This is a genomic window from Achromobacter sp. MUI-25009338 (assembly GCF_057359325.1).
Map to the genome: position 1 here is coordinate 1590147 of NZ_CM170627.1, position 16745 is coordinate 1606891.

The window sequence follows — 16745 nt, forward strand, 5'->3', positions numbered from 1 at the left end:
TTCCTGGAGTCAGTGGCCGAGATAGGCTTTTTTCACGTGCGGGTCGCCGAGCAGTTCGGCGCCGGTGCCCGAGCGCACGATGACGCCGTTTTCCAGCACGTAGCCGCGGTCGGCCAGCCGCAGCGTGCGGAACACGTTCTGTTCCACCAGCAGCACGGTCATGCCGTGCGCGGTCACGTCGCGGATGATGTCGAACATCTGCTGCACCAGCAGCGGCGACAGGCCCAGCGAAGGCTCGTCGAACACCAGCAGCTTGGGATCGGCCATCATGCCGCGCGCGATCGCCACCATCTGCTGCTCGCCGCCGGACAGGGAGCCGGCGTACTGGCCCAGGCGTTCCTTGACGCGCGGGAAGATGGCCAGCACTTCGTCCAGCTTGCGCTGCACGATGGGGCGGGCTGCACGCTTGTACGAGCCCATCAGCAGGTTATCGCGCACGGTGAAGTGCGGAAACAGCTGGCGGCCCTCGGGCACCATGGTGATGCCGGCGTCGACGATGTCGTAGGGCTTGTGGTTGGTGAGGTCGCGGCCCTCGAATTCGACCCGGCCTTCCTGGGCCGCGATCACGCCGCACAGGGTCTTGAGCGTGGTGGTCTTGCCGGCGCCGTTGGCGCCGATCAGAGTCACGATCTCGCCGGCGCGGACTTCGAAATTCAGGCCGTTGAGCACCTGGCTCTTGCCGTAGCCGGCGGACAGGTTCGAGACCTTAAGCATCCTGATACTCCTTGCCCAGATAGGCTTCGATGACTGCGGGATTCTCGACCACGTCCTGCGGCGCGCCGCTGACCAGCACCGCGCCTTCGTTGAGCACCACGATGCGGTCGGACAGCGCCATGGTGGCCTGCATCATGTGTTCGATCAGCAGCACCGACACGCCCGAATCGCGGATGCGCCGGATCATCCGGATCGACTTCTCGATATCGGTGGGGTTCAGGCCCGCCATCACTTCGTCCAGCAGCAGGATGCGCGGGTTGATCGCCAGCGCGCGGGCGATCTCCAGGCGCTTCATGCCGCCCACGGTCAGGCTGCGGGCCTCGGCGCCCAGGTACTTGACCAGGTCGGTCTGCTCGGCGATTTTCAGCGCGATCTGCTCGGCCTCGTCGCGGTCGGCGGTGCGGATGAAGGCGCCCAGCATGATGTTCTCCAGCACGGTCAGGCCGGTGAACGGCTTGGCGATCTGGAAGGTGCGGCCCAGGCCCTGGTGCGCGAACTCGTCGGGCGTCTTGCAGGAGACCCAGTTGCCGTGGGCGTCCAGCATCGAGACGCTGCCCTTGTCCGGCGCCAGAAAGCCCGACAGCAGGTTGAACACCGTGGTCTTGCCCGCGCCGTTGGGTCCGATCATGCCCAGGATCTCGTTCCGGTTCAGCGTCAGCGACACGTCGTTGGTGGCGCGCAGGCCGCCGAAGCTCTTGAACAGATTCTCGGCCTTGAGCACCGGCTGCTCGGTGCGCACGGCGTCGTGCAGGCGCAGTTCGTCGGCCAGCTTGCGCCCGGCCCGCGGCGTGCCCAGGTAGGGCAGGCGCGACAGCCAGCGCTCGACGGTGGGGCCGAAGGCGCCGGCCAGGCCGTGCGGGATGGTCAGCACCACGGCCACCAGGATCAGGCCGTAGATCAGCCCGTGCATGCCGTTGCCCACGCTGCTGAGCCAGCCGCGCGCCAGTTCGGCGATGGGCAGCACCAGGAAGGTGCCGGCGATCGGTCCGATCACCGTGCCCAGCCCGCCGATCAGGGCGAACATGGCGATCTGGATGGACAGCTCCAGCGAGAACGCCGAACTGGGATCGACGAAGGTCAGGTAGGTGATGTGGAAGGTGCCGATGATGCTGGTCAGCATGGCCGAGATCACGGCCGCCAGGATCTTCATGCGCACCGCGTGGATGCCGACGGCCAGCGCCGCGTCCTCGCGTTCGCGGATGGCGATCAGGTAGTGGCCGACGCGCGATTTGCGGACGTACCAGGACACCCACAGCACCAGCAGGAACAGGCCGAACGCGATGATCACGTAGTTGATCTTCTCGCGGAACACGATCCACTTCCAGCCTATGTTCAGCGGCAGGCTGATGCCGCTGGAGCCGCCGGTCCAGCTTTCTTCGTGGATCACCAGCAGGCGAACCACTTCGAGGATGGCGATGGTGGCGAGCGCGAAGAACGGGCCGCGCAGCCGCAGGGTGGGGTAGCTGATCAGCACGGCGACGCCCGCCGAGATGAGGGCGCCGGCCAGCATGCCGATCCAGGGCGAAATGCCCCAGTTCTGCGTCAGCAGCGTGGCGGTGTAGCCGCCGATGCCGTAGAACACCGCGTGGCCCAGCGAGAGCTGGCCGGCGTAGCCGCCGACGATGTTCCAGGCCACCGACAGCGCCGAGAACACGAACAGCAGCACGAAAAGATTGGTCCACAGCGGCGTGGCCAGGACGACGGGCGCAATGAACATCGCGGCCAGCAGGATGAGGCTGACGTAGGCTTTGGGATGCCGGATATCGGGAAACACGTTTTTCGCTCCTGGTTTTGCGGGTCACTCGGTACCGACGCCGAACAGTCCGTTCGGGCGCAGGACCAGGATCAAGAGGAAGATCCCGAAGTACACGACCTCTTTCAGGTCGGGGGCGATATAGAAGCCGGCCAGCGTGTCCACGATGCCGATGATCATGGACCCCGCCACTGCGCCGTACAGGCTGCCCAGTCCGCCCAGCACGACGATCACGAACGCCGTCAGCACGAAATACGTGCCCACGGTGGGGAAGACCGGATACTGCGGCGCCAGCAGGCCCGCGGCGATGCCGACGAAGGCCGTGCCCAGGCCGAAGGCGATGGCGTAGACGGTGTTGACGTTCACGCCCATCAGCGTGGCGGCGTAGCGGTGCTGCGCCACGGCCCGCAGCGCGCGGCCCAGGTAGGTGCGGTGCATGAAGACATGCAGCAGCACGGCCAGGCCCAGCCCGATCACGAAGGTGACGAGCTGCCCGGTCACCATGGAATACGCGCCCACGCCGATGGCGTCGGTGCCCAGTTCGACCGGCGCGCGGTAGACGTTGGCGCCGAATATCACCAGCGCGAGATTCAGCAGGATGGTGGACACGCCCACCATGGCGAAGATCTGGATGTGCTGGTCGGCGTTGAGCAGCGGCTGGATGATGGCCTTCTGCGTCAGCGCGCCCAGCGCGAACAGGACGATGGCGACCGGCACCAGGCCGGCGTAGGGATGCACGCCGAGTTGCGCGGCGATCAGGTAGACCATGTACATGCCCACCATCAGGAACTCGCCGTGCGCGAAGTTGATGACGCGCACCACGCCGAAGATCAGCGTCAGCCCCAGGCTGATGATGGTGTAGGCGCCGCCCAGCAACAGGCCGTTGATGACCAGTTGAACGAAAAGATCCATATGACAACCTCAGAGAGCGGGCAGCGGACCCGGCCCGGCCGGGGAGCGGTCCGGGCCGGGGCGCGCGGGCCCCGGGGGATACGTCAGGTGCGCGGGGCGCCCGGGCTTACTTCTTGAAGATCGGCTTGCCGAGCGCGAGGCTGTCGGGCGCGATGGTGACGAGCTTGCCGTCCTGCCACTGCATCACGTAGAACGTGGATGCGTTGTTCTGGCCGTCTTCGCCGAAATCGAAGGCCCAGCCGTTGGCCGTCTGGCCGGCCGGCTTCTTGTAGGCCAGGACCGCGGCCCGGATCTTGTCCTTGTCGGTGGACTTGGCGTTGCCGATGGCTTCGAAGAAGGCTTTGGCGCCGACGTAGTTGGTCAGGCTGTGGCCCGATTGCGGATCGCTCTTGTAGGCGCTGCGGTAGGCCTGCAGGAACTTGTCCAGCCCCGGCGCGCCGGCCGGATCGATGGACGCCTGCGGGAAGTCCAGGTCGAACACGCCGTTCATGTCGGCGCCCACGGCCTTGGCCGTGTCGGTCAGGGAATAGCCGCCGCCCGCGCCGATCACGACCTTGGGCTTGAACCCGGCCGCCCGCGCCTGGCTGAAGAACAGGATGGCGTCGTTCTGGTAGGCCGTGTGCAGCACCACGTCGACCTTGGCGCCCTTCAGGCGCAGGATCAGCGACGACAGGTCGACGGTCTTGGCGGAGTAGGGCAGAACCTCGGCCACCGTGTAGCCCAGTTCCTGCGCGCGCTTTTTCTCGGTCGCCGCCACGTCGGTGCCGTAGGGGCCGTCTTCGTGGATGATGCCGATCTTGACCTGCTTGGGATCGAGGCCCATGCCGGGCGCGACGATCTCGTGCAGCGCGTTGATCACCGCAACGCCGTACAGCGCCGTGTTGGGGTTGCTGCGGAACAGGTATTGGTAGTTGCGCGTGGTGATTTTGTGGGCGGTGGCGCCCAGTTCGAAATACGGCACGCCGGCCAGTTCCGCGACCGGCGAGGCCGCGTACGAGATGCCGGAGGCATAGCTGCCGAACACCCCGACGACATTGGAAGAGATCAGGCGCTTGGTTTCCGACACCGCCTGGGTCGGATCGACCGCGTCGGCCTTGATGATTTCGATCTTCTCGCCGTTGACGCCGCCGGCCGCATTGATTTCCGCGACCGCCAGTTCCAGGCCGCGATAGCTTTCCTGGCCGAGCAGGGCGAGCGCGCCGCTGAACGGAAACAAGGCCCCCACCTTCATGTCCGCCATCGCGGTTCCCGTCGCCAATGCGCCGCATACCCCCAGCGCCAAAACAGTCTTCTTGAACTTGATCACGCTACGCTCCTTTGTCGGTATGGGATGCGGGATTTTTCTGTTCCCGTCTTTTTTTGAATATATGATATATCCGTCGTCGGGGTGACGTTTCCCGCTTTGGATTCTAGTGGGGGCCTGAACCCGACGAATCGGGGAATTCCCTAAAGCATTGTAAATACACGCTTAGTTGACGATTAATGCGGCTATATGCCGTATTTTTGGCCTGGGCAACGGAATGGACACACGCCGTTTCAGATGGCTGAAAAATCAGATGGATCTTAATTTGCCCATATATCGTATATCCTAAAAAAGCCCGCATACCGGGCCAGGGAGACAGGGATATGTTTGATGAAGTGACTTTCGCCGGCAAACGGGTGCTGATCACCGCCGGCGCCGAAGGACTGGGGCTGGAGATGGCGCGGGTGTTCCGCGGCGCGGGCGCCGAGGTATTCGTGTGCGACGTGAACGAAGCCCGCCTGGCGGCGCTGCCGGCCGAACTTCCCGGCGTGCACACCGCCCTGGCTGACGTCGCCGACGAAGCCAGCGTGGCGGCCTTGTTCGCCGCGGTCCGCCGGCAGCTCGGCGGGCTCGACATCCTGGTCAACAACGCCGGCGTGGCCGGCCCCACCGGCTATGTGGAAACCCTGTCGAAGGCCGACTGGGACCGCACGCTGGCCGTCAACATCACCGGGCAGTTCCTGTGCGCGCGGCAGGCCATCGGCCTGCTCAAGGAGTCGCCCGCGGGCGTGATGATCAATATGTCATCGGCCGCGGGCCATCTGGGCTTTGCCGGCCGTTCGGTGTATTCGGCGTCGAAGTGGGCGGTGATCGGCTTTACCAAGTCGCTCGCCATCGAGCTGGGCGGCTACGGCATCCGCGTCAACGCGATCCTGCCGGGCGCCGTCGAAGGGCCGCGCATACGCGCCGTGATCGCGGCCAAGGCGCAGACGCTGGGCCGTCCGGTCGAGGAAATCGCCGCGCAGTACGAAAGCCAGGCCGCGCTGGGCCGCATGGTCACGGCGCGCGACATTGCCAACATGGTGCTGTTCAACGCCAGCGAGGCCGCCGGCAGCGTGACGGGGCAGGCCATCGTGGTCGACGGCTTCACGCAGAAGCTCTATTGAACCGAAACGCCAGGAATCCAACGGAGAACAGCATGGCCAAGCCCAGACAGAAAGTCATCATCACCTGCGCCGTGACCGGCGCCATCCACACGCCCAGCATGTCGCCGCACTTGCCGGTGACGGCCGACGAGATCGCGCAGGCGGCCATCGGCGCGGCCGAGGCGGGCGCGGCGGTGCTGCACCTGCACGCGCGCGATCCGCAGACCGGCAAGCCCTCGCAGGACCCGGCGCTGTTCAAGCCGTTCCTCGAACGGATCAAGGGCGCGACCGACGCCATCGTCAACATCACCACCGGCGGCAGCCCGCATATGACGGTGGAAGAACGCATGAAGCCGGCCGTGGCCTTCAAGCCGGAGCTGTGCTCGCTGAACATGGGGTCGATGAACTTCGGCCTCTTTCCCATGCTGGGCCGCTTCACTGAATTCAGGCACGACTGGGAACGCGAGCATCTGGAGAACAGCCGCTCGCTGGTGTTTCGCAATACCTACCAGGACATCGAAACCATCCTGAGGCTGGGCGACGCCAACGGCACGCGCTTCGAGTTCGAGTGCTACGACATCAGCCACCTGTACAACCTGGCGCATTTCGTCGACCGCGGCCTGGTGAAGTCGCCGCCCTTCATCCAGTCGGTGTTCGGCATCCTGGGCGGCATCGGGCCGCATCCCGAAGACCTGATGCACATGAAGCGCACCGCCGATCGCCTGTTCGGCGACGAGTACGAGTGGTCCATTCTCGGCGCCGGCCGCGCGCAGATGCAGCTGGCCACCATAGGCGCGGCCATGGGGTCCAATGTGCGCGTGGGGCTGGAGGATTCCCTGTGGATCGGGCCGGGCCGCATGGCCCAGTCCAACCGCGAGCAGGTCGAGCGCATCCGCACCATACTGGAAGCGCTGAACCTGGAGATCGCCACGCCGGAAGAAGCCCGTGCCAAGCTGGGCCTCAAGGGCAAGGACCAGGTCGCGTTCTGAGGCCGCGGCCGCCGCCGCCGGCTCAGGCGTGGCGGCGCAGGGCCGCGGCCAGCGCGCCGGCGTCCAGCGCGCGGTCGAAGTTGGCGGCGTGGCGGGCCTTCAGGGTCAGCTCGGCGGCCAGCGCCAGTTCCGCGTCGCTGGGGTCGGCCGCGCCCAGTTCGCGCAGCGTGGCGGGCAGGCCCACCTGGGCGTACCACTGCCGCAGATCGGCCAGCATGCCGTCGGCGCGCTGTTCCAGGTCCAGCTGCACCAGCAGGCCCAGCGCCACCTGCAGGCCGTGCGGCGCGCCGGCCAGCCCGCCGATGCGGGGCAGCCCGCGCGTGAGCGCATGGGCGATGGACAGGCCGCCGCTTTCGAAACCGAGACCGCTCATGAGGATCATCGCTTCCACCACGCGCTCGAACGCGGGCGTGGGCTGGCCGCTGCCGGCCGCGGCCATGGCGTCGGCGCCGTCGGCCAGCAGCGTGCGCAGGCAGCCGTCGGCCAGGAATTGCGCCGCCAGCGGCGGCGCGCCGTCGTACATGTTCATGCCGCCGTTGCGCCGGCATTGTTCGGCTTCGAACTTCTTCGAGACCGCGTCTCCCAGGCCCGCGCGGAAGAAGTGCGCGGGCGCGGAGGCGATCACGGCGGTGTCGACCAGCACGATGGTGGGGTTGAACAGCATGTGCTCCACCGCCAGGAGCTGGTGATGGCTGTCGTACAGCACGTAGTTCTTGCTGGTGGGCGCGTCGTTGGAGGCCACCGTGGGCACGGTGATGAGATGGCAGTGCAGCGATCGGGCCACCGCCTTGCCGGCGTCCAGCGCCTTGCCGCCGCCCACCGCGATCACCATGCCGGCGCCGCTGGCCGCCGCCTGCGCGCGCAGGCCGGCGACGGCGTCGGGCGTCAGGTCGCCGTCGACCGTGAGCGCGGCCAGTTCGACCTGATGGGCGGCGCACAGCGCCTCGATCCGGGGCCCCAGCAGGGCGCGCACGTGGCTGTCGATGACCAGCGCCGCGCGGCTGCCGAACAGCGCGGCGTAGCGGCCCAGCGCGTCCAGCGCGCCGGCTCCCTGGATGTAGCGGCTCGGGGCGCCGAAAATCTTCAGCATGGCATGCGCCTATTTGCGGGGAGGAGGGCCACGGTAGTCGAGCTCCTTTTCACGTTCCACCAGCCAATCGATCATGATCTTGCCGCCCCAGACCAGGTCGGCCTGGATGGCTTTGCGGGCGGCTTCGGAGTCGCGCGCGGCCAGGGCCTGCAGCACCGCTTCGTGGCGGTGCTCGTTCTGCGAATAGTCCAGCCCCGAGGTCTTGACGTGGAAGACCTTGAGGATGGGGCCGGTGATCACCCAGAACGACTCCACCGTGTTGCGCAGTATCGGCTTGCCGCTGGCTTCCAGGATGGCGAAGTGGAACTTGCGGTTCAGGTAGCTGGCGCGCTTGGGATCGGTGGCGGTGTGGGAAATGAATTCGCGCTGCAGCGCGACCAGGTTGTCCAGCTGCTTGCGCGTGATGTTCTGCGCGGCCTCGGCCGCGCCCATGCCTTCCAGGTGAAAACGGATCTGCTGGATCTCGCGCAGCTTTTCGGAATTGACGTACGGCACGTAGACCGCGGTGGCCGCCTGCATTTCCAGCCCCTGTTCGCTGATGAGCCGGAAGATGGCCTCGCGCACGGGCGTGATGGAAACCCCCATTTCCTGGGCCAGTTCGCCAATGATGAGGCGCTCTCCCGGTTCGTACTGCCCGTTGATCAAGGCGTTGCGGATCTCGTTGTAGACCTTGACGGAGAGGTTCTCTTTTTTTACGGGTTTGAGGCTCGACATAACGGTTGCGGATCGGCTGTATCGATGGAGCGGCGGGGCGCGGGATGCATTCTATCCCGCAATGACCAATACGCGCTAAGCTAGTATATTATATATCATATATTCTGTTGAAAGCGGGAGACGGCATGGAACAGCGCTGCGCAATCCCCTCGGAGGCGGAGGTCCGGCTGCTGCGGGAAAAGGCCCGCCACATCCGGCTGGAGACCATCCGGCTGATCGAAATCGCCAAGGTCGGCCACTACAGCTCGGTGTTCTCGTGCGCCGAGATTTTTGCCGCGCTGTACTACGGCGTCATGCGCCTGCGCCGCGGCGACCCGCGCTGGCCGGACCGCGACCGTTTCCTGATGGGCAAGGGGCATGCGGCGGTGGGCCTCTTTCCGGTGCTGGCCGATCAGGGCTTTTTCGATCCGGCGTTGCTGGACGGCTACACCCGGCTGGGCAGCCCGCTGGGCGACCACCCCGACATGAGCAAGGTGCCGGGCGTCGATTTCAGTTCCGGCTCCATCGGCCATGCCTTGTCCAACGGCGTGGGCATGGCGCTGGGCGGCCGGATGAACCGACGCGACTTCAGCGTGTTCGTGATGCTGGGCGACGGCGAGATGCAGGAAGGGCAGGTCTGGGAAGCGGCCCTGTTCGCCGCGCACCACCGCCTGTCTCGGCTGATCGCCATCGTCGACCGCAACGGTTACCAGCTCGACGGCAAGGTCGACGACGTGATGGGCGTGGAATCGCTGCGCGAGAAATGGCAGGCGTTCGGCTGGGAGGTGCACGAGGTCGACGGCCACGATCCGGCGGCCCTGACCGCGCTGCTGCGCCGCCTGCGCGCCGACGAGGCGCGCGACCGGCCGGCCTGCGTGATCGCCCGGACCGTCAAGGGCAAGGGCGTCTCTTTCATGGAGACCGAGCCCGGCTGGCACCTGGGCTATCTGGCGCCGCAGGACGCGCAGGCCGCTATCGACGAAATCATGTCCCGCGAGATCTGAATGGCACAAGCAAACCCGCTCTCCCCCGACTCCTGGCAGTACCGCGCGCTGAACGCGGTGAACCCCGGGCTTTCCTATCTTGCCGACGCCCTGATCGCGCTGGCCGCGCAAGGCCACCCCGTGGTGGCCGGGTCGGCCGACCTGCAATATTCCAACGGCCTGCATCGTTTCGCGCAGGCCTATCCGGACCGCTACGTACAGTTCGGCATATCCGAGCAGAACATGGTGTCGGCGGCGGCCGGCCTGGCCACCACCGGGATGATGCCCTTCGTCGCGACCTTCGCCTCGTTCCTGGGCCTGCTGTGCTGCGAACAGATCCGCATGGACGTGGCCTATACCGGGCTGCCCGTGCGCCTCATCGGCCATCACACCGGCATCAGCCTGGGGTTCTACGGCACTTCGCACCACGCCACGGAAGACATTTCCACGATGCGCGCCCTGGCCGGCCTGACCGTGGTGTCGCCGGCCGACGGGCCGCAGCTGGCCAGCGCCATCAAGGCCTCGGTGGACTGGCCGCAGCCCATCTATTTCCGCATCGGGCGCGGCCGCGATCCGCAGGTCTACGAAGACGGCGCGCCGTTCGAATTCGGCCGCGCCATCGTTCATTCCCACGGCAGCGACCTCAACATCATCGCCTGCGGCATCACCGTGCACGCCGCGCTGGCCGCCGCCGCGCAGCTGGGCGCCGAGGGCTGGTCCGTGGGCGTGATCGACATGGCCACCATCAAGCCGCTGGATCGCGAGGCCGTGCTGGCCGCAGCCGGCCGCTCCTCCGCGCTGATGACGGTGGAAGAACACAACGTGCTGGGCGGGCTGGGCTCGGCCGTGGCCGAAGTGCTGGCCGACGCCGGCTGCGGCGTCCGCCTGCGCCGCCACGGCATTTACGACCAATACAGCCTGATCGCGCCGCCCGCGACCCTGTACGCGCACTACAGGCTCGACGCCGCCGGCATCGGCGAGGTCGCGCGCGAACTGCTCAAAGCTTGAACCACGGAGAACCCAATGAAGGAAATCAGCGGCAACACCCGCCTGTTCGGCATCCTGGCCGATCCCATCCACCATGTGAAGACGCCGCAGCGCATGAACGAGCATTTCGCCCGCATCGGCTTCGACGGCGTGTGCGTGCCTTTCCACGTGCGGCCCGACGGCCTGGCCGACGCGGTGGCGGCGCTGCGGCGCTTGAACAACCTGGGCGGCGTCATCGTCACCATGCCGCACAAGACCGCCATCCTGGAGCTGGTCGACGAGGCCAGCCCCGTGGCGCGCGCGATAGGCGCGGCCAACGTGGTGCGCCGCGACCCCGACGGCCGGCTGGTCGCGCACATGCTGGACGGCGAGGGCTTCGTCCGCGGCCTGATCGAGGCCGGCGTCGCCCCGCAAGGAAAAAGCGCCTACCTGGCGGGCGCCGGCGGGGCCGCGAACGCCATCGGTTTCGCGCTGGTGCAGGCCGGCGTATCCAGGCTGACCATCGCCAACCGCACCGTGGCCAAGGCCGAAGACCTGAAGCAGCGCATCCTGTCGCTGCATCCCGGCGCCGACATCGCCATCGGCACGCCCGATCCCTCGGGGCATGACCTGGTCGTCAACGGCACTTCGCTGGGCATGAAGCCCGACGATGCGCTGCCGCTGGACACGCAGCGGCTGACGCCGGACCAGCTGGTCTGCGAAGTCATCATGCAGCCGCGCGATACCGCGCTGCTGCTGGCCGCTCAGGCCCGCGGCTGCAAGGTGCACTACGGCGCGCCCATGCTGGCCTGCCAGATCGAACTGATGGCGCAGATGCTGGGCGTGCCGGACGCCGCCTGAGGCCCGACCCGCAACGACCATGGGCGAATACGATTTCATCATCGCCGGCGGCGGCACCGCCGGCTGCATCCTGGCCAACCGCCTGAGCGCCGACGGCAGGCACCGCGTGCTGATGCTGGAGGCCGGGCAGCAGCCGCGCAGCATGTGGATCTCGATACCCGCGGGCTTTTCGCGTCTGCTGGTCGATCCGGATTACAACTGGCGCTTCGCCACCGAGCCGGAAGACAACGTATACGGGCGGACCATCGCCGTGCCCCGGGGCAAGGGCGTGGGCGGCTCGACGCTGATCAACGGCATGATCTACGTGCGCGGCCAGCCCGGCGATTACGACGGCTGGGAAGCCGCCGGCGCCGCCGGCTGGAACTGGACGCAGGCCGCGCGCCTGTTCCGCAAGATCGAGCGCTACGAGCGGGGAGGCGAGGGCCGCGGCACGGACGGCCCCATGCGCCTGGAAGAGGTCGCTGAACGCTATCCGGTGTCCGACGCGTTTCTGCGCGCCGCGCAGGAAGACGGCCAGCGCCTGAACCCGGACTACAACAGCGGCGACCAGGAGGGCGTGGGCTACTACCAGGTGCTGCAGCACCGGGGCCGCCGCTGGAGCGTGGTGGACGGCTATCTGCGGCCCGCGGCCGGCCGCAGGAACCTGACCGTCGAATGCGGGGCGCACGTGACGCGGCTGCTGTTCGAGGGCAGGCGCTGCACGGGCGTGGTCTATCGGCAGGACGGGCGCGAGCACACCGTGCGGGCCGCGCGCGAGACGCTGCTGTGCCTGGGGGCGGTGCAGTCGCCGCAACTGCTGGAACTGTCCGGCGTGGGCAGCCCGGCGCTGCTGCAATCGCTGGGAATCCCGCTGGTGCATGCGCTGCCGCAGGTGGGCGAAAACTATATCGACCACTACGCCACGCGCATGAACTGGCGCGTCAAGGGCACGGTGACGCTGAACGAAATGTCGCGCGGCTGGCGGCTGGCGCGGCAGGTGGCGCGCTACTACGCCAGCCGCAAGGGCATTCTGACGCTGGGCACGGGGCTGGTGCACGGCTTCGTCAAAAGCGCGCCGGACCTGCCGGCGCCCGACGTGCAGTATTTCTTCGTGCACGCCAGCTACGCCAACGCGGCCGAACGCATCCTGGACCGCGAACCCGGCATGACGATAGGCGTGGCCCAGCTGCGCCCCGAATCGACGGGTTCCATCCACATCAAGTCCGCGGACCCGCTGGCCGGGCCGGCCATCCGCCCCAACTTCCTGTCGGCCCAGGTGGACCGCGACAGCCTGGTGGGCGGCATGATGGCGGCGCGGCGCATCGTCGGCCAGCCGGCCCTGCGTCCCTATGTGGCCGCGGAAATGAGCCCGGGCGCGGACGTGCAGCGCTACGATGAATGGCTGGACTTCGCGCGCCGCAACGGCCAGACCATCTACCATCCCATCGGCACCTGCCGCATGGGCTCGGATGACGGCGCCGTCACCGACGCGCGCCTGCGGGTCAACGGCGTGTCGGGCCTGCGGGTGGTGGACGCCTCGGTGATGCCCAGGATGGTGTCCGGCAATACCCAGGCGGCCGTCATGATGGTGGCCGAGCGGGGCGCGGAGATGATCCTGGAGGACGCGCAATAACCGGAAAAGGAGCTGGCATGACATACGACCTTTGGTATTGGGACGGCATCCCCGGACGCGGGGAGTTCGTGCGCCTGGCCCTGGAGGCGGGCGGCATCGCCTACCGCGAGCGCGCGCGCGAACCCGGCGCCGACGGCGCCACGCTGGCCGCCGACATGGCCGCGCGGCGCGAATATCCGCCCTTCGCGCCGCCGTATCTGGTGGCCGGGAAAATGACGCTGGCGCAGACCGCCAACATCCTGCTGTTCCTGGGAGAAAAGCACGGGCTGGCGCCCAAGTCCGTGGAAGGGCGGCTGTGGGTCAACCAGTTGCAGCTGACCATCGCCGACATGGTGGCCGAAGCCCACGACACCCACCATCCCATCTCGTCGAGCGACTACTACGAAGACCAGAAGGCCGAGGCGGCGCGGCGCGCGCGCAGCTTCCGCGAGGAACGCATGCCCAAGTTCCTGGGGTATTTCGAGCGGGTGCTGGAAGGGCAGCAGGCCTGGCTGGCCGGCGGCGAGCGCTGGACCTATGCGGACCTGTCCTTGTTCCAGCTGGTCGACGGCCTGCTCTATGCCTTCCCGAAGCGCATGGCGACGCTGGCCGCGTCCTATCCCAAGGTCATGGCGCTGCATGCGCGCGTGGCGGCGCTGCCCGAGCTGCAGCCGTATTTCCAGAGCGGCAGGCGCCTGCCCTACGGCGACGGCATTTTCCGCCGCTACCGCGAGCTGGACGCGGCCTGATCCGCGCCGGTGCGCTATAAACTCGGTATCGTCCGAACCTTCAGGCCCGGTCATGCACCGCCATGCCCGGGCCATATTGCTGCCGCAGTCCTCCATGACCGAATCCGAAGCCCTGGCTCTCGCCTCGCACCGCCACTACAAGGGCGGCCTGTACCGCTACGTGGGCACCGCCCGCCATTCCGAAACCGAAGAATCCCTGGTCGTGTACGAACACCTGTGGCCGCACGAACGCGGGCTGTGGGTGCGTCCGGCGGAGATGTTCTTCGGGAAGCTGGACGACGGCAGGCCGCGTTTCGCGCCGCTGGCTTCGGCGCAGTGAAGCCATGAGCTATTTCTACCGACGGCCGCGCGCGGCCGGCGCGGCGGCGGGCCGCAAGGCCGAGGCCCTGAGCGACGCGCTGCAGGCATTGCGCGGCCCCTTCATCGTGGCCGACCTGGAAACCACCGGCCTGTCCACCGCCACCTGCGAGATCCTGGAATTCGCCGCCGTGCGCGTGGGCGCGGCCGGCGCGCTGGAGCGCGAGTACACGCAGGTGGTGCGCACGCGCGGCCCGGTGCCGTCGTTCATCACCCGCCTGACCGGCATCACGCAGGCCGAGGTGGACCGCCACGGCGTGCCGGTGACGCAGGCGTTCTCGTCGTTCCTGGACTTCGTCGAAGACCTGCCGGTGTTCTTCCACAACGCGTCCTTCGACCGGCGCTTCCTGGGCGCGGCAGCGGACCAGACCGGCATGCCGTTTTCCAACCCCACCCACTGCACGCTGGCGCTGGCCCGCCGCGCCTGGCCCGAACTGCCTTCGCACAAGCTGGAGATCCTGGCCCGCCACGTCGGCGCGTCCAACCCCACGCACCGGGCGCTGGCCGACGTGCGCACCACCGTGGCGGTGGCGCTGGCGGCCGGGTCGTTGTTGGGGGTTGGCGCCGGCTGATGGGTTTCGCGCGTTCGATGGTCGCGTTCCGGCCTAAAGACTCTCGCGCTGGACCCATCCTACGATCGTGAGGCCGTAGGATGGGTGCAGCGCGAGACATTCGATATAAAAAACCGCTGCGGAACGCGCGTAACCCATCGCTCCACCCCCCTCAGATCACCTTCTGCTCGTGATGCACCTGCGGCGGCTCGACGAAAAAGCCCGCCACCAGCTTGCGCCATTCCTGGAAATCGCTGGATTCGCGGAAATCGACCATGTGGTTTTCAACGGTCTCCCACTCCACCACCAGCGTGTAGCGCTGCGGCAGTTCGATGCTGCGGTACAGCTCCATGCCGTGGCAGCCGCGGGCCCGCAGGAACAGCGGCTTGGCCTGCGCCACGCCGGCCTCGAACAGCGCTTCCTGCCCCTCGCGCACGTGGATGCTGGCAATCTCCTGGATCATGGTCTTGTCTCCCTGTGATGGATGAAGCCGGCAGCGGCCGGCGGCGCAGATAGTATGGCCGAAAAAGGCGGTATTCAGCCGTACGACAGCTTGACGGCGCTTGCGGGAAATGCAGGGTGGCCCCGTCGCCCGCGCGTCCTAGTGCAGTTGCCGCAGGCGCGCGCCGGCCTTCCCATCCATCGGGCCGAGTGCGGCGCGCGGCGCGGCCGTCGCAGCCCTTTGCGTTTCGTCCATACGCATGGTCCGCGCGCGGCGTGTTCGCACATTTGGCCGGATGTGTTACCGGCCCGGATCGTCCGGCGGGAGTCGGTCGCCCGTTCAGCCGATATCGACGGATCTAGGACGGCGCAATCATTCCGTACCAATACGAAAGTCCCAGGCCTTTCGTCATTGTCCGGAGGGCTGGGAGGGTAACGGTCCGCGCCGGTCGGTCGCCGGCAGCCATGCATCCGTGCAAGCACGGATCGGGAGGAGCTCAAATGAAAAAGCTCGCAGCAGTCGCCGCGTTGTCCCTGTTCGCCGCCACCGCCTACGCCACCGGCCCCGGCGGCTCGGTGACGGTCCATTCCGGCGCCATCAACGGCACCGTGTCATCCATCTCCACCGGCAGTTCCGTGGTGGCCACCCAGATCAACGGCTACGGTTCGTCCAGCCAGACCTCGTTCGGTGAAACCGGCGGCGTGGCCCAGGCAGGAGGCAGCTTCGGTCCGGACGGAACGCAAGTCGTCACCAGCACGCGCCAATACGCCACCAGCGAGTCGTACGGCAGCGTGTCGGGCAACGCGCCCATCATGGTGGGCGACAGCATCGCCAACGGCGGGGCCTCGTTCGGGCAGACCGAGACCAGCGCCTCGGCCGCCGGGACGTTCCACGCGGCGAACGTGGGGGCGTTCGGGGCAATACACGGCATCGGCGCGGTAGGCCATGTCGCAGGGTTCAATCACTGACCCCTGACCGGACGGCTGCGGCCGTCCGGTAGAGGAGACATCATGAAGACCATAGCGCTTGCCATGACGCTGTCGCTGGCCGCGTTCTCCGCCGCGGCCCAGACCAGCAGTTCCAGTGCCACGACGTCGGCGACCTCGGGCTCGACCAATGCCGGCAACAACCAGGGCATCACCTTCAATTCCAGCAACGGCGGCTCCAGCACGCTGCGCAGCGCGCCGCCGGTGGGCGGCCAGAGTTTCTACGGCTCGTTTTCGTCGGACAGCTGCATGGTTTCCGCCGGAGGAGGCGGTTCCGTGGTCGGCTTCGGCATGAACGTGGCGATCCCGATCGAGGACCAGAAGTGCAGCCTGCGGCGCAACTTCGAACGCACCATGCAGGCGGCCGCGTCCACCAAGGACGCCGACCGGGCGCGGCGCCTGGAGACGGCCGCCATCGACATCCTGTGCCAGACCGATGACCGCACCAAGGCCGCGCTGGTGGCGCAGGGGCTGTGCACCAATCCCGCGCTGACCACGGCGGATCACCGATTCGACGGCGCCGCCGTGGCGCAGGTCGCGCCGTCGGCGCCGGTGCTGGCCGAACGCCCGCCCCTGGGCCAGCCGCTGCCGCCGGCGGCCCAGGCCTATCCCGTGCGCTCGGTGCGCAGCGCCGCGCTGGCCTCGCCGCCGCTGCGCAATCCCAGGCTGGACCAGCAGGCCTTCGCGGACCTCTACACGCCGGGCTGAGCCCGCCGGCCG

Annotated in this window: 18 protein-coding genes; 11 read left to right on the top strand and 7 right to left on the bottom strand. The window is 67.5% G+C overall.

Going from position 1 to position 16745, the window contains the following annotated elements; genetic code table 11:
- Window positions 1–9 precede the first annotated feature (9 nt).
- From AC1IQ6_RS07550 to AC1IQ6_RS07565, 4 genes are all read right to left on the bottom strand, one after another.
- Window positions 10–714 carry an ABC transporter ATP-binding protein gene (locus AC1IQ6_RS07550; protein ID WP_102776246.1) on the bottom strand — a complete coding sequence of 235 codons (705 nt, stop codon included), beginning with the start codon at window positions 712–714 and terminating at the stop codon, window positions 10–12.
- The gene (locus AC1IQ6_RS07555; protein ID WP_102776245.1) at window positions 707–2488 is read right to left on the bottom strand and encodes a branched-chain amino acid ABC transporter ATP-binding protein/permease; all 1782 of its coding nucleotides are present in this window, start codon (window positions 2486–2488) and stop codon (window positions 707–709) included. The genes AC1IQ6_RS07550 and AC1IQ6_RS07555 overlap by 8 nt, the downstream gene beginning before the upstream one ends.
- A 24-nt stretch (window positions 2489–2512) precedes the next feature.
- The gene (locus tag AC1IQ6_RS07560; protein ID WP_102776244.1) at window positions 2513–3379 is read right to left on the bottom strand and encodes a branched-chain amino acid ABC transporter permease; all 867 of its coding nucleotides are present in this window, start codon (window positions 3377–3379) and stop codon (window positions 2513–2515) included.
- Between the two features lie 106 nt (window positions 3380–3485).
- The gene (locus AC1IQ6_RS07565) at window positions 3486–4685 is read right to left on the bottom strand and encodes an ABC transporter substrate-binding protein (protein WP_102776243.1); all 1200 of its coding nucleotides are present in this window, start codon (window positions 4683–4685) and stop codon (window positions 3486–3488) included.
- A gap of 320 nt (window positions 4686–5005) precedes the next feature.
- Here AC1IQ6_RS07565 and AC1IQ6_RS07570 point away from each other — a divergent pair, with 320 nt between their 5' ends.
- Together AC1IQ6_RS07570 and kce are read left to right on the top strand one after the other, a co-directional pair.
- On the top strand, window positions 5006–5788 hold the full coding sequence (locus tag AC1IQ6_RS07570) for an SDR family oxidoreductase (RefSeq protein ID WP_485866078.1): 783 nt from the start codon (window positions 5006–5008) through the stop codon (window positions 5786–5788).
- A 32-nt stretch (window positions 5789–5820) separates the two neighbouring features.
- Window positions 5821–6756 (top strand): 3,5-dioxohexanoate:acetyl-CoA acetone transferase, encoded by a 936-nt coding sequence (gene kce, locus AC1IQ6_RS07575; protein ID WP_209165766.1) that lies wholly within the window; start codon window positions 5821–5823, stop codon window positions 6754–6756.
- A 22-nt stretch (window positions 6757–6778) separates the two neighbouring features.
- On the opposite strand, the gene AC1IQ6_RS07580 is transcribed toward kce, so the two are convergent.
- Window positions 6779–7846: a glycerol dehydrogenase gene (locus AC1IQ6_RS07580; RefSeq protein WP_485866079.1), complete on the bottom strand. Its 1068-nt coding sequence runs from the start codon at window positions 7844–7846 to the stop codon at window positions 6779–6781.
- 9 nt (window positions 7847–7855) lie between these two features.
- The gene (locus AC1IQ6_RS07585; RefSeq protein WP_102776239.1) at window positions 7856–8560 is read right to left on the bottom strand and encodes a GntR family transcriptional regulator; all 705 of its coding nucleotides are present in this window, start codon (window positions 8558–8560) and stop codon (window positions 7856–7858) included.
- 125 nt (window positions 8561–8685) lie between these two features.
- Between AC1IQ6_RS07585 and AC1IQ6_RS07590 the strand changes: the two genes are divergently transcribed.
- The 7 genes from AC1IQ6_RS07590 (at window position 8686) to AC1IQ6_RS07620 (ending at window position 14618) form a co-directional block, all read left to right on the top strand.
- On the top strand, window positions 8686–9543 hold the full coding sequence (locus tag AC1IQ6_RS07590; RefSeq protein WP_209167062.1) for a transketolase: 858 nt from the start codon (window positions 8686–8688) through the stop codon (window positions 9541–9543).
- On the top strand, window positions 9544–10530 hold the full coding sequence (locus tag AC1IQ6_RS07595) for a transketolase family protein (RefSeq protein ID WP_479731259.1): 987 nt from the start codon (window positions 9544–9546) through the stop codon (window positions 10528–10530). It abuts the gene before it with no gap.
- A gap of 15 nt (window positions 10531–10545) precedes the next feature.
- Window positions 10546–11349: a shikimate dehydrogenase family protein gene (locus tag AC1IQ6_RS07600; RefSeq protein ID WP_102776237.1), complete on the top strand. Its 804-nt coding sequence runs from the start codon at window positions 10546–10548 to the stop codon at window positions 11347–11349.
- Window positions 11350–11368: 19 nt separating this feature from the next.
- Window positions 11369–12961, top strand: coding sequence for a GMC family oxidoreductase (locus AC1IQ6_RS07605; protein WP_485866080.1), 1593 nt, complete (start codon window positions 11369–11371; stop codon window positions 12959–12961).
- 17 nt (window positions 12962–12978) lie between these two features.
- Complete coding sequence (locus AC1IQ6_RS07610; protein WP_102776235.1) at window positions 12979–13689, top strand: glutathione S-transferase; 711 nt, start codon at window positions 12979–12981, stop codon at window positions 13687–13689.
- Window positions 13690–13783: 94 nt separating this feature from the next.
- On the top strand, window positions 13784–14008 hold the full coding sequence (locus AC1IQ6_RS07615; protein ID WP_102776280.1) for a DUF1653 domain-containing protein: 225 nt from the start codon (window positions 13784–13786) through the stop codon (window positions 14006–14008).
- Window positions 14009–14012: 4 nt separating this feature from the next.
- Entirely contained in the window at window positions 14013–14618 is a 606-nt protein-coding gene (locus AC1IQ6_RS07620; RefSeq protein WP_111825584.1) for a 3'-5' exonuclease, read from the top strand.
- A gap of 151 nt (window positions 14619–14769) precedes the next feature.
- Here the strand turns inward: AC1IQ6_RS07620 and AC1IQ6_RS07625 are convergent, their stop codons facing one another.
- Entirely contained in the window at window positions 14770–15060 is a 291-nt protein-coding gene (locus AC1IQ6_RS07625; protein WP_102776233.1) for an antibiotic biosynthesis monooxygenase family protein, read from the bottom strand.
- Window positions 15061–15539: 479 nt separating this feature from the next.
- On the opposite strand from AC1IQ6_RS07625, the gene AC1IQ6_RS07630 reads away from it, so the two are divergent.
- A complete protein-coding gene (locus AC1IQ6_RS07630; RefSeq protein WP_485866081.1) occupies window positions 15540–16007 on the top strand; it encodes a hypothetical protein in 468 nt (155 codons plus the stop codon).
- Window positions 16008–16049: 42 nt separating this feature from the next.
- Window positions 16050–16733: a hypothetical protein gene (locus tag AC1IQ6_RS07635; RefSeq protein ID WP_102776231.1), complete on the top strand. Its 684-nt coding sequence runs from the start codon at window positions 16050–16052 to the stop codon at window positions 16731–16733.
- Window positions 16734–16745 lie beyond the last annotated feature (12 nt).